Below are 13,425 nucleotides of genomic sequence, written 5' to 3'. Positions count from 1 at the left end.
TCATTCTGAATTAAAATAGGTGAGATGCTATGAATAATATATTAGAAATTGAAGGTTTAACATTCCGATACGAAGATCGGAATGTGTTAGAAAATATTAATTTGCAAGTTCCGAAGGGAGCTTTTTTAGGTTTAGTGGGACCGAATGGTTCAGGTAAATCAACTTTACTTAAGTGTTTATTAGGTGTTTTAAAGCCAAAAGAAGGAAGCATTCGCGTGTTTGGCGTTGATAGTAAGAAGTTTAAGGAATGGAACAAAGTTGGTTATGTATCCCAAAAGGCAAATAGTTTCAATTCTGGTTTTCCAGCAACTGTTTCTGAAGTTGTGTCAATGGGACTTGTTTCGAAAAAAGGGCTTTTTCGCTTTTTCACAAAAGAGGATAAGAAAAAGGTAGAAAAAGCAATTGCTGATGTAGGGATGAGTGAGTTTCAAGGTCGTAACATTGGAGAGCTTTCTGGTGGACAGCAACAGCGTGTATTTATTGCTCGTGCGCTCGTTAGTGATCCTGAATTGCTTATTTTGGACGAGCCTACTGTTGGAATCGATGTGAAAAATGTGGAAAGTTTTTACGAAATATTAGAGGATTTAAACAAAAGGCTCGGGATCACATTAATTCTTGTTACTCATGATATGGGAGCTGTTACTGAAAAAGTAACACATGTTGCATGCCTAAACCAACATCTACATTTCCATGGAAATGTAGAGAAGTTCCGAGAGTTAGAAGATGCAGAAATGTCCGTCTTATATGGACATCATGTTCATCGTTTAGAACACGAACATGAGCATCACGGGAGGATATAATGATACAAGATTTTTTACAATATGACTTTTTACGTAATTCTTTATACGCAGGTATTTTAATTGGACTTGTTGCACCGCTAATTGGTGTGTTTGTTGTTATTCGTCGTTTATCTCTTATTGCGGATGCATTAAGTCACGTGACGTTATCGGGTATTGCAGCAAGTTTATTACTTGAAAAAACCATTTTTACAGGTGGGTTTTTAAACCCCTTATATATGGGGATGATTTTCTCGATTGGTGGAGCGCTACTAATCGAAAAGTTACGAACTGTATATAAGCACTATCAAGAATTAGCAATTCCAATTATCCTTTCGGCAGGTATGGGGGTTGGAGTTATTTTCATTTCACTTGCAAATGGATTTAACACAGACTTATTTAGTTATTTATTTGGTAGTGTCAGTGCTGTAACAAGTACAGATTTAATTATTATTGGGATTGTAGCAATTGTTGTTGTTGCGACAATTATTTTATTATATAAAGAGCTGTTTCTATTATCATTTGATGAGGAATACGCAGTATCAACTGGTTTAAGAGCGAAATGGATTCACTTTATTTTCATTATATTAGTTGCTCTTGTCATTGCAGTATCAATGCGTGTAGTGGGGGTTCTTCTTGTATCATCATTAATGACGTTACCAGTTGCAGCAAGTATTCGTATTGCTAAAGGATTTAAACAAACAATTTTCTTTTCCATTTTATTTGGTGAAATTGCAGTAATTGGTGGAATGTTTGCTTCGTATCAACTTGATCTAGCGCCAGGTGGTACAATTGTTATGATAGCAGTTCTTATTTTAATCGGTGCGATTTTATGGAAGAAGAAAAAAACTGCATAAAGTAGGGATAGGTATGAATCTAACAGAAGCTTTACGCCTAATGAAAGAAAAAGGATACAAACATACTGGAAAAAGAGAAGAGATGCTCAGATTATTTGCAGCACATAATCGTTATTTAACTGCGAAAGACGTTTTAGAGCATATGAAGGACGATTATCCGGGGCTTAGTTTTGATACGATTTATCGTAACTTAACAGTTTTTGCTGAGATTGGTGTTTTAGAACAAACGGAATTAAATGGTGAAAAACATTTTCGTTTTACTTGTTCTATTATGGAACATCATCATCATTTTATTTGTTTGGATTGTGGGGGAACGAAAGAGATTACTTCCTGCCCAATGGATTTTATGAATAAAGATTTTACCGGTTATGAAGTAACGGGGCATAAGTTTGAAATATATGGTCGTTGTCCAAAATGTGCAAAGTAAAAGCTCGTCGGTTATATAACTGACGAGCTTTTTTACGTAGAAAAGAAGGTTGCTCACAAATGTTGTGGCAACCTTCTTTTTATTGTTCTTGTGTCTCTTTTTCTTTTTCTCGTTCAGCAGCCATTTCAGCAGCAATTACGTCGATTTCTTTTTTCAGTTCTTCTACCATTGTTTCTTCTGGTACTTTACGAACGACTTGCCCTTTACGGAATAATAATCCCTCTCCACGTGCACCGGCAATACCGATATCAGCTTCACGAGCTTCACCAGGGCCATTTACAGCGCAACCAAGTACTGCAACTTTAATTGGTACTTGAAGTGTAGAGATGTATTCTTCCACTTCGTTAGCGATGCTAATTAAATCAATTTCAATACGACCACAAGTTGGACAAGAGATAAGTGTTGCTGCGTTAGACGCAAGACCGAATGATTTTAATAGTTCACGAGCAACTTTTACTTCTTCAACTGGATCAGCACTTAATGAAATACGTAGTGTATTTCCGATGCCTTTATTTAAGATTGCTCCAAGACCAGCAGCACTTTTTACAGTTCCGGCAAACAATGTTCCAGATTCTGTAATACCTAAATGTAATGGATAATCAAAAGCACGAGCAGCTTTCTCGTATGCTTCAATTGCTAAGTTAACATCAGAGGCTTTCATAGATACGATAATATCGTGGAAATCTAGGTCCTCTAAAATTTTAATATGATGTAGCGCGCTCTCAACCATACCATCTGCAGTTGGGTACCCATACTTTTCTAAAATATGACGCTCTAATGAACCAGCGTTTACACCAATACGGATTGGAATACCGCGCTCTTTTGCTGCATTTACAACAGCTTCTACTTTATGGCGACGACCAATGTTACCTGGATTGATACGTACTTTATCAATGCCGCCTTCAATTGCTTTTAAAGCAAGGCGATAATCAAAATGAATATCAGCAACAAGTGGAATGTTGATTTGTTTTTTTATATCAGCAATAGCATCTGCTGCGCGTTCATCTGGAACGGCAACGCGGACGACTTGACAGCCGGCTTCTTCTAAACGCTTAATTTCAGCAACTGTTGCTTCAACATCATGTGTTTTTGTTGTTGTCATACTTTGTATAATTAATTCATTATTACCGCCGATTGTTAAATTACCGACTTTAACTGGACGTGTTTTTGTACGATGAGTCATTTCATTCACGAATAGATCGCTCTCCTTATAAAAGAAGTTTCTTATTTAGTCCCTCATATCAATGATAGTATACGTGATATAGGGCTATAGAAACCGAAGTACTCGGTTTCACTTTTACTATTGTATCAGCGCCTTTATGTAATTGACAAGGATTAAGTGATAGCTTATTGATATAAGGGGAATTTATAAGACTTTCCAATTTGTATTTTTGTAGCAGATGTACTTTTGTTTAATTGTTTAAAGTCGTCAATGACTTTTTCTATGGAAGGAATTTTTTTCTTGTTAATTTGTTCTGTAATAGAAAGAACTGTCTCACCAGTTTTTACTTCAATTGTTTTATAAGATACATCCGTTTCTTTTTCTGTTTTGTTCTCTTTATTCTGCTGACTGTCTGTGTTTTCTTTTTTAATCGTTTGAGCAGCAGTTGTTTTTTTATATGAACTTAACATCGGTAAAGTACCGATTTTTATATCGTAATAAAATATATAACCGAGAACAAGCACGAATAGGAATATACCTAATCTCTTCATATTCTTCACTCCTTTGCTAGGAATATATGCTTGTCCAAAAAAAAAATGCCTATTTAGGCATTTTTTTTCGTTCTTATTTTTCTTTCGGTTTTGGAACTTCTTTAATCGTTAAGTACAGAACAATTAAAACAACTGCGATATAGATGAATGTTGATCCAGGTACGACAATCTTACATGCATCCATAATCATAAAGAAGATTGTTGGGATTGTGTAGCTGTATGCAGTTAGTGTCCAAACTTGTTTATAGGATAGTTTACGTTGACCGCTCATAGCAGAACCGATGAACGCAAGTAAAGTCACACCTACAAAAGTGATGAATAATTGGAATAGGTACACTAAGAATCCAATAACAAATAATAAAATTGGATAAATATTATCGAATAAAGAAATAAATTCTTGTAGATCTTTTTTCTCAAGAGATGCACCTAACAAATCGTTATAAGAATACGTTTGTATTTGACCATTTCCCATAGAGACTACTTTATCTTTTAAAACAAATAAACCTGTTTTATTTTGATATTTTTCTAGGTCTGTTGAATTTGGATCAAATACGAAAAGTGCATTTCCTTCTTCTTTTTCAATAGGTTGATCAATATCGGCTTTTAGTTCGCCATTTTCAATTTTAAAATCAGGTAAATCTTTATCGATGACTTGATTTACCATGCTTACACCATCTTGGATAAAACTACCGTACAAAAAAGTTCTTGGAATAGTAGTAATTAAGCAAAGTAGCATAATATACAAAATGGTTTTACCGATTTTTTGAAAACGGAATAGCGCCATATCTTTAGGCGAGTATATGCTTTTTACGAATTGGGTAAATATGGACATAGATTCACTTCCTTTATGTATGTATAAAATCATTGTAACGTAGTAATCTAGAGAATCTCAAGATATATTATATTTACATATAGTGGAGATAACTAAATTTCTTTTATTAACTTTCTTCTTTTAAATAAGAAAAATACAATTGACACTTTTCTTTTCTATATGGTAAATTTATCTTACATTTCTTAAAGAGCATATCCGATAGGAATTCCTTTATTTGATATGTTGTTACATACATAATTGTGGACCCTTAGCTCAGCTGGTTAGAGCAGACGGCTCATAACCGTCCGGTCGTAGGTTCGAGTCCTACAGGGTCCATATCCATTTCACATGTTTATTATGTTAGCAGGAAGCTTCCTTGTAGAAGGAAGCTTTTTTTACGGAATATATGAGCATTTTAATTGAAAAGAAGTGGGAATTTTGCTACTTTAATGATAGCAAGACAATGTGATTTATTTGTTTGCACCCTATGGCAATTAGGGTAGAATGAAGTTGTATGTCACTTAAGTGGCAATACATAAACTGGGAGGAATATAACAATGGCAAAACACGAATTACCAAATTTACCTTATGCGTATGATGCTTTAGAGCCTCACTTTGACAAAGAAACAATGAACATCCATCATACAAAACATCACAACACGTACATTACAAACTTAAACGCTGCTTTAGAAGGTCATGCAGAATTAGCTGACAAAAGCGTAGAAGAATTAGTTGCAAACTTAAACGAAGTACCAGAAGGAATCCGTACAGCAGTACGTAACAATGGTGGCGGACATGCTAACCATACATTCTTCTGGACAATCCTATCTCCAAATGGCGGAGGACAACCTGTAGGTGAACTTGCAACTGCAATTGAAGCAAAATTCGGTAGCTTCGATGCATTCAAAGAAGAATTCGCAAAAGCTGGCGCAACTCGCTTCGGTTCTGGTTGGGCTTGGTTAGTAGTAAACAATGGTGAGTTAGAAGTAACAAGCACTCCAAACCAAGATTCTCCTTTAACTGAAGGTAAAACGCCAGTTATCGGTTTAGATGTTTGGGAGCATGCTTACTACTTAAACTACCAAAACCGTCGTCCAGACTACATCGGTGCATTCTGGAACGTTGTAGATTGGAACGCTGCTGAAAAACGTTACCAAGAAGCAAAATAATTGTAATAAATATAGAAAAAGCTAGGGGGGAGCCCCTAGCTTTTTTCTATGCTTTCCTTTTACATAATTGGGCTTGTCTTTGGAAGACTAGAACATGAAGTAAAGGAGAGTTGTGTATGAAATGGAAACATATAATTGGTGACGTTGAAGTGAATCGGGATTTAGTGTTATTGCTCCTTATAGGAGGTTTATACACGCTCGCAATTTCTTTATCGAATACGTTTGTAAATATTTATTTATGGAAACAAACACAAAATTATGTGAATCTTGGCTTGTATAATTTAGCAAGCGTGGTATTACAGCCTCTCACATTTCTTGTAGGGGGGAAATTAGCGAAACGTATCGATCGCTCGATTTTATTACGAATAGGGGTAGGAACGCTCGCAATTTTTTTTATCGTTGTCTTAGTAGCAGGAAAAAGTGCTTCTCAGTATATTTTATTAATGGGGGCTCTTTTAGGAGTAGGATACGGTTTTTACTGGTTGGCTTTTAACTTATTGACATTTGAAATTACAGAACCAGAAACAAGAGATTTCTTTAATGGGTTTCTTGGACTTCTTACATCCTTCTCTGGGATGATCGGACCAATAGCAGCAGGATACACAATTTCACGTATGGAGAAATGGAGTGGTTATACTGTTATATTCTTTCTTTCATTAGTTCTATTTGCAATTGCTATCGTCTTAAGCTTCTTTTTATCTAAAAGAGAATGTGAAGGGCGTTATGAAATCGTGCAAGTATTGAAAGAACGACGGATTGATAAAAATTGGGGAAAGATTACACGAGCTCATTTTTTCCAAGGATTGAGAGAAGGAACGTTTATTTTTGTCATTTCAGTATATGTTTATTTAGCAACTAATAGTGAGTTCGCATTAGGGAAATACAGTTTAGTGAACTCTGCTGTATCCTTTGTATGTTATTACTTAGTTGCTCGTATGTTAAAGAAAGAGTGGCGAAAAAAAGCAATTTTACTTGGAGGCATTATTTTATATGCTGTCGTCTTTTTAGTTATTTTCAATGTTACATACACGAAATTACTTATTTATGCAGCATGTATTGCGATTGCATACCCTATTTTACTTGTTCCGTACGGATCAATGACATATGACGTAATTGGTAGAGCAAAAAATGCGAGAGAATGGCGTGTGGAATATGTCGTTGTTCGGGAGTTATGGTTAAACGCCGGAAGAATCTGTTCCATTTTAAGTTTTTTATGTGCTGTACTATTCTTTCCACCTGAAAAAAGTTTACCTTACTTATTATGTATTTTAGGTGCTGGACATTTTCTTATTTATTTTGCAGTTAAAAATGTCAAATATGATGAGGGAAATGCGAGTAAAACAAGTGTTGTAACGCAAGGGAACGCGCAAAACCAAACTGAACCAGAAGGTTAACTTCTCGTTTGTTTTATGCTAGAATAGAAAAAGATATAAGACAGCAGTGAGGACACCTGTATGAAGGTGTCCCTTTCACATTACATAGCTGTTGGTAGAGGGGGTTTGTATGAGCAAGAAGCAGAAGCAAAATAAGAAAAAGACCCACGTTCCTTTTCGATTAAACGTGTTGTTTTTCTGCGTGTTTTTAATGTTCTCCGCGGTTATTGTAAGGCTCGGATATGTACAAATTGTTCGCGGTGAAGAATATAAGAATGAAGTGGAGAAGAAAGAAAACTCAACGATAAGTAATCCTGTACCGCGTGGGAAAATATTTGACCGTTATGGGCGACCTGTAGTAGATAATGCAGCCATTCGTACTATTACATTTACAAAAATGAAAGGATCAACTGCAGAGGATCGCTTAGAAACAGCGAAAAAGCTAGCAGATTTGATTGAAGTACCGACAGATAAATTAACAGATCGCGATAAAAAAGATTATTGGCTTGCTATGCATAAAGAGGAAGCTAAAGAAAAAATTACGAATAAAGATCGTCAAGAGTTTAAAGATAAAAAAATTGATGATAAAGAATTAGACGAGCGTCAGCGAAGTCGTGTAACAGAAGAAGAGATTAATCAATTATCCGCCAAAGATCTAGAAATACTAGCGATTAAGAGTAAGATGGACGGCGGATATGCAATGACACCTCAAGTTATTAAAAAGGATGCTACAGAAAAGGAATATTCGATTATTAGTGAAAACCTAGCAGCATTACCAGGTGTAGATACGAATGTTGATTGGGAGCGAAAATATACGTACGATGATTTATTCCGAAGTGTACTTGGTGGGGTGTCGACATCTGATGAAGGCTTACCGAGAGAAAGACTAGATTACTATCTTGTTCGTGATTACAATCGAAATGACCGAGTAGGAAAAAGTTATCTTGAACAACAGTATGAAGATAGCCTGCATGGTACGAAAGCAGAAGTTAGAAATGTTACAGATAAAAACGGTAATATTTTAGAAACGATTAATGTATCAAAAGGACAAAGTGGTAATGACCTGAACTTAACAATTGATATGGAATTACAAAAGCGCGTGGAAGATATTCTTGCGAAGAATTTAATGAGGTTTAAAGGAAGTGAACCTCTTTTAGATCGCGCATTTGTTGTAATGATGAACCCAAAAAATGGTGAAGTTTTATCTATGGCGGGGAAACAATTAGTTAACGAAGATGGTCAAACGAAAGTAAATGACTTTGCATTAGGTACCATGACAAGTTCTTATCCGATGGGGTCAACTGTAAAAGGTGCAACAGTACTTACTGGATATCAAACTGGTGCGATTCAACCAGGGGCAGTACAATTGGATGAACCAATTAAATTAAAAGGTACACCTACGAAGTCGTCTTGGAAAACGATGGGATACATTAATGACCTTACAGCTTTAAAAATGTCTTCTAACGTTTATATGTTTAAAACAGCGATGAATATCGCCGGTGTTCCATATGTGAGAGGTGGTACGTTAGATATACCTCAAAAAGCATTTGATACGATGCGTTATTATTTCGGACAGTTTGGACTTGGTGTAAAAACAGGAATTGATTTACCGAATGAATCTGCTGGTCAGATGGGTAAGAGTAGTCAACCAGGTTTCTTACTAGATTTATCAATTGGACAGTATGATACGTATACACCGCTTCAATTAGCGCAATATATTTCGACGATTGCCAATGGTGGATATCGTATGCAACCACAAGTTGTAAAAGAAATTCGTCAACCGGCAGTGAAACCAGATGAAGTTGGGAAAGTTGTTCAATCTATGGAACCGAAAGTATTAAATCGTATTGATATGCCAGAATCGCAAATTAAACGTGTTCAAGAAGGATTTAGACAAGTGTATAATGATTCAGGTGGTACAGCTACAAAGTACTTTACAGGTGCAAAATATAAAGCTGCTGGGAAAACTGGTACAGCTCAAACTGTGTATGGTGGAGATAAAGAGATTGGTAGAAATGCAAAAGGTGAACGTGTGGAAACATATAACTTAACATTAGTAGGTTATGCGCCACTTGAAGATCCAGAAGTAGCATTCTCTGTTGTCGTTCCATGGGTACATGATGATAAGACTGGTATTAATGGATATATTGGTCGTGAAATTATGGACGCTTACTTTGATTTGAAAAACAAAGAAGTAAATGGTGAAGCTCCAAAAGATGATAAAGACAATAAAAACAAAGATCAAGATGATGAATAAAAAAGTTGTAAAAAAGCACACTATATGAAAAGATAGTGTGCTTTTTTTTATGGTTTATGCATATCGTGTAATAAATGTGGACAAGTATACAACATTTAAAAAACGCGGCCCTATAAATGATACTTGTATATGGTGGGATAGGGGATAAATATTTTATAGGGAAATCATCAGAGGAAATGAATAGCTACTACTGAATTAAAATTGTATCGTATGTTGATTTTTGTGGAACTTTACAAAACTTTTACAAACAATTAAAACCGAATTAATAGTTTAGCAGTATTCTTATATCTGTAATCCTGTTATTTCCGGTTACTTCTAGGAGGAAGAACACGTGAAATGGATGCGTACACCGATTAAGATTTTCGTATTATCAATATGGTTCCTCTGTTTTGAAATGTCTACTGCATTTGCTTTAAATGATAAGGGAGAAGTGAGAGTTGATGGATCCTCAACGGTTTTTCCTATTATAGAAGCAGTAGCGGAGGAATATACAAAGGTGCATCCAGACGTGAAAATTTCCATCAGTATTTCTGGAACTGGGGGAGGATTTAATCGTTTCAGTAAAGGAGAAGTAGATATAAATAATGCTTCGAGAGTAATGAAACAAGTCGAGAAAAATGAAATGAAGAAAAACTCTATTCAGTTCACACCTTTTGAGGTTGCTAACGACGGTCTTACGATTGTTGTGAATCGCCATAATACATGGGTAGACGATATGTCAGTAGACGAGTTACGACTACTTTGGAGTGAAGATGGAAGAGAGAAGCGATGGTCACAAATTCATTCAACATGGCCACGTGAACAAGTGAAGTTTTATGCACCAGGCGTAGACTCTGGTACGTATGATTATTTTCAAAATGTCATCTTACAAAATCATCGCATTGTAAAAAAAGTCTCTTTGTCTGAAGATGATCAAGTTATTATGCAAGGGGTAATGAATGATAAACATGCCATTGCTTTTGTAGGATATGCTTATTATATGGCTAATCGAGATAAGGTGAAAGCAATAAAAGTAAATGGTGTATTTCCGACGAAAGAGACCATTCAATCAGGTAAGTATAAGCCGTTATCTAGGCCGCTACTTGCTTATGTGAATAATGCATCTATCCGAAATAAAATGAATGTAGCAAACTATGTTGAGTTTATGATTCAGCATGTCGGTAACCTCGCTGAAGAGGTCGGGTATGTAAAATTACGAAAAGAAAAATACAATGAACAGCTGCGTATGTTAACAGAAATAAAAAGGTAATGTCAGGGTGGAAAGGGGTTTTCATCTTTGGCTCATAATGACAAAAGTCAAATTACATTTTCTGTACAACATTTGATTGAAAGAAATACAAAACAAAGAAAAAAAACGCAGCGAATCAATCGAATAGTGCCTTTATTACTAAAAATAATTGCTAGCGTTTCTATTGTGACGACACTTGGAATTGTTTTTACGCTCTCTAATGAAACAATCATGTTTTTTCAAAAAATATCATTATACTCCTTTTTGACGGAGAAAGAATGGTTACCATTTTTTGAAGACCCTAAATTCGGTATATTACCACTCATATGTGGAACGTTCCTTATAACTGCAATTGCTATGTTTGTAGCAATTCCTATCGGTTTAGCGTGTGCCGTATTTTTAAGCGAATATGCTTCAAATAGTGCACGGAAAATATTAAAGCCGATGTTAGAGCTATTAGCAGGTATCCCGACAATTGTATATGGTTTTTTTGCATTAACAATTGTTACGCCGCTTTTACAAAGGCTTATACCAGATTTGCAGTTTTTTAATGCGATTAGTCCAGGAATCGTTATCGGATTTATGATGATGCCTACAGTTGCATCTCTATCTGAAGACGCGATGAGAGCTGTGGCGAAAGGGACGAAAGAAGCTTCATTAGCACTCGGAGCGACGCGGTTTGAAATGGTAAAACAAGTGGTGTTTCCGTCCGCTTTTACAGGGATTATGGCAGCAATTATATTAGCGGCTTCTCGTGCAATTGGTGAAACGATGATTGTTGTAATTGCAGCAGGATCCACACCGAATGTATCGCTTGATCCGACACATTCTATTCAAACGTTAACAGCCTATATTGTGCAAGTAAGTTTAGGTGATGCTCCGCATGGAACGATTACGTATTACAGCATGTATGCTGTAGGTGCAACGTTATTTTTGTTTACCTTTATTATGAACATCATTTCGCAGTCTATTATGCGCCGTTTTAGGAGGATGACATAATATGCGAATGTTGAATCATAAAAAAATACAAAAAAACATGGCATCACGCTTTTTAAAAGATCGAATTTACAAATTGTTATTTTATATAGCAATTTTATTTTCAATGGTAATTTTGTTTTTGTTACTGTTTCAAATTGTTGAAAAAGGTATAAGTTATCTTTCAATAAATTTCTTTACAAATTTCGCTTCACGTAATCCGAAAGAAGCTGGTATTGCTGCAGCTTTGTCAGGGACAATATTATTTATGAGTATTGTTATACCTGTTTCTTTTATATTTGGAGTTGGAACAGCACTTTATTTAGAGCAATATGCGAAGGAATCTCTATTTAAAAAAATAATAGAGATTAATAATCAAACGTTAGCAGGAGTACCATCCGTTGTATTTGGATTGCTTGGTTTAACTATTTTTGTATATGCTCTTCATTTAGGAGAGAGTATAGTTGCAGCAGCACTGACGATGAGTCTACTCGTTTTACCAACAGTTGTTGTGGCGAGTCAAGAAGCAATTCGATCAGTACCAAGTGTATTATTAGAGAGTTCTTACGGATTAGGTGCTACGAAGTGGCAAACGATGTATCAAATTGTATTGCCATATGCTTTCCCAGGGATTATAACGGGCTGTACGTTAGCGATATCAAGAGCAATTGGAGAAGCTGCACCACTATTAGTTATTGGGGCACTTGCGTTTGCAAATTATGTTCCATTTAGTATGTTTGATAGATTTACAGTTCTACCAATTCAAATTTTTAATTGGATGAGTAGGCCACAAGAAGAATTTCAGTATGTAGCAGCAGCTGGGATGATTGTTTTGTTAGGTTTGTTGCTATTTATTAATATATTTGTTTTATGGTTACGAAATCGAAAATAAGTTGGAAGTGGATGAAAGGGGAATTCAAATGGTAGCAACAGTAGTAAATGTACAGGTGAAAAACGAAGAGAAAATCGAGACTGCGCCAAAGAAGGTAGTATTTGATACGAAAAACTTAAATTTATGGTATGGGGAAGACCATGCTTTAAAAGATATTAATTTAAGTATTCATGAGAATGAAGTTACAGCCATTATCGGTCCAAGTGGCTGTGGTAAATCAACTTACTTAAAAACATTAAATCGCATGGTAGAATTAGTACCGATTGTTCGAACTACAGGTGTAATTGAATATAGAGAACGCAATATATTTGATAAATCATATCCAGTTGAAGAATTAAGAACGCATGTAGGAATGGTGTTCCAAAAGCCAAATCCATTTCCAAAATCTATTTATGAGAATGTAGCATACGGTCCAAAAATCCATGGTATTCGTGACAAAAAGACATTAGATGAAATTGTTGAAAAAAGTTTACGTGGAGCAGCGATTTGGGATGAGTTAAAAGATCGTTTGCACGACAATGCATACGGTTTATCTGGTGGACAGCAACAGCGTCTATGCATCGCACGCTGCTTAGCTATTGAGCCAGACGTTATTTTAATGGATGAGCCAACATCGGCATTAGACCCAATTTCAACATTAAAAGTAGAAGAATTAATTCAAGAGCTAAAGAAAGATTTTAGTATTGTTATCGTAACGCATAATATGCAACAAGCAGCGCGTATTTCAGACAAAACAGCTTTCTTCTTAAGCGGGGAAGTTGTGGAGTATACAGATACAAACAAATTATTTACGACTCCTTCAGATAAGCGTACAGAAGATTATATTACAGGTCGCTTTGGTTGATATCGTTTCAAAGCTAAGAGCAAATGCCCTCTTAACAGAGGGCATTTCTTATTTTATCTTACTGTTAATAGAGAACTAATACTTCTCCTTATCTTAAGGTTTA

The 13,425-nt window shown here is 35.6% G+C and carries 13 protein-coding genes and 1 tRNA gene; 11 read left to right on the top strand and 3 right to left on the bottom strand.

Annotated elements, in window-relative coordinates:
- Positions 1–29 precede the first annotated feature (29 nt).
- From N2V80_RS21440 to N2V80_RS21430, 3 genes are read left to right on the top strand one after another with little or no spacing between them, the layout of a single operon-like run.
- Positions 30–800 (top strand): metal ABC transporter ATP-binding protein, encoded by a 771-nt coding sequence (locus N2V80_RS21440; protein WP_001059662.1) that lies wholly within the window; start codon positions 30–32, stop codon positions 798–800.
- Positions 800–1,633, top strand: coding sequence for a metal ABC transporter permease (locus N2V80_RS21435; RefSeq protein ID WP_000613815.1), 834 nt, complete (start codon positions 800–802; stop codon positions 1,631–1,633). Before N2V80_RS21440 ends, N2V80_RS21435 begins: the two co-directional genes overlap by 1 nt.
- A gap of 13 nt (positions 1,634–1,646) precedes the next feature.
- Positions 1,647–2,060, top strand: coding sequence for a Fur family transcriptional regulator (locus N2V80_RS21430; RefSeq protein WP_001054516.1), 414 nt, complete (start codon positions 1,647–1,649; stop codon positions 2,058–2,060).
- 79 nt (positions 2,061–2,139) lie between these two features.
- Here the strand turns inward: N2V80_RS21430 and ispG are convergent, their stop codons facing one another.
- The 3 genes from ispG to yqgB all read right to left on the bottom strand — a co-directional run bounded on the left by ispG (position 2,140) and on the right by yqgB (position 4,605).
- Positions 2,140–3,243, bottom strand: coding sequence for a flavodoxin-dependent (E)-4-hydroxy-3-methylbut-2-enyl-diphosphate synthase (gene ispG, locus N2V80_RS21425; protein ID WP_153577907.1), 1,104 nt, complete (start codon positions 3,241–3,243; stop codon positions 2,140–2,142).
- Positions 3,244–3,407: 164 nt separating this feature from the next.
- Positions 3,408–3,773 carry a protein YqfZ gene (gene yqfZ / locus N2V80_RS21420; protein WP_000825416.1) on the bottom strand — a complete coding sequence of 122 codons (366 nt, stop codon included), beginning with the start codon at positions 3,771–3,773 and terminating at the stop codon, positions 3,408–3,410.
- A gap of 73 nt (positions 3,774–3,846) precedes the next feature.
- Positions 3,847–4,605 (bottom strand): protein YqgB, encoded by a 759-nt coding sequence (yqgB, locus tag N2V80_RS21415; RefSeq protein WP_000021899.1) that lies wholly within the window; start codon positions 4,603–4,605, stop codon positions 3,847–3,849.
- A 241-nt stretch (positions 4,606–4,846) separates the two neighbouring features.
- Here yqgB and N2V80_RS21410 point away from each other — a divergent pair.
- The 8 genes from N2V80_RS21410 (at position 4,847) to pstB (ending at position 13,322) form a co-directional block, all read left to right on the top strand.
- Positions 4,847–4,920 (top strand) — tRNA-Ile (locus tag N2V80_RS21410).
- Between the two features lie 221 nt (positions 4,921–5,141).
- Positions 5,142–5,753 (top strand): superoxide dismutase [Mn], encoded by a 612-nt coding sequence (gene sodA, locus N2V80_RS21405; protein ID WP_001052035.1) that lies wholly within the window; start codon positions 5,142–5,144, stop codon positions 5,751–5,753.
- Between the two features lie 116 nt (positions 5,754–5,869).
- The gene (locus tag N2V80_RS21400) at positions 5,870–7,147 is read left to right on the top strand and encodes an MFS transporter (protein ID WP_000871383.1); all 1,278 of its coding nucleotides are present in this window, start codon (positions 5,870–5,872) and stop codon (positions 7,145–7,147) included.
- A 109-nt stretch (positions 7,148–7,256) separates the two neighbouring features.
- Entirely contained in the window at positions 7,257–9,383 is a 2,127-nt protein-coding gene (locus tag N2V80_RS21395) for a peptidoglycan D,D-transpeptidase FtsI family protein (protein ID WP_000038982.1), read from the top strand.
- 331 nt (positions 9,384–9,714) lie between these two features.
- Positions 9,715–10,632 carry a PstS family phosphate ABC transporter substrate-binding protein gene (locus N2V80_RS21390; RefSeq protein ID WP_000871817.1) on the top strand — a complete coding sequence of 306 codons (918 nt, stop codon included), beginning with the start codon at positions 9,715–9,717 and terminating at the stop codon, positions 10,630–10,632.
- Between the two features lie 27 nt (positions 10,633–10,659).
- Positions 10,660–11,610, top strand: a complete 951-nt coding sequence (gene pstC, locus N2V80_RS21385; RefSeq protein ID WP_000940912.1) for a phosphate ABC transporter permease subunit PstC — start codon at positions 10,660–10,662, stop codon at positions 11,608–11,610.
- A gap of 1 nt (position 11,611) precedes the next feature.
- Positions 11,612–12,478 (top strand): phosphate ABC transporter permease PstA, encoded by an 867-nt coding sequence (gene pstA / locus N2V80_RS21380; protein WP_061654479.1) that lies wholly within the window; start codon positions 11,612–11,614, stop codon positions 12,476–12,478.
- Positions 12,479–12,506: 28 nt separating this feature from the next.
- A complete protein-coding gene (gene pstB / locus N2V80_RS21375) occupies positions 12,507–13,322 on the top strand; it encodes a phosphate ABC transporter ATP-binding protein (protein WP_000226681.1) in 816 nt (271 codons plus the stop codon).
- The last annotated feature ends 103 nt before the right edge of the window (positions 13,323–13,425 follow it).

The organism is Bacillus sp. FSL W8-0640 (assembly GCF_038007725.1).
Classification (GTDB): domain Bacteria; phylum Bacillota; class Bacilli; order Bacillales; family Bacillaceae_G; genus Bacillus_A; species Bacillus_A cereus.
The sequence above is the reverse complement of the archived record's forward strand: the minus strand, read 5'-3'. Positions and strand labels throughout refer to the sequence as shown.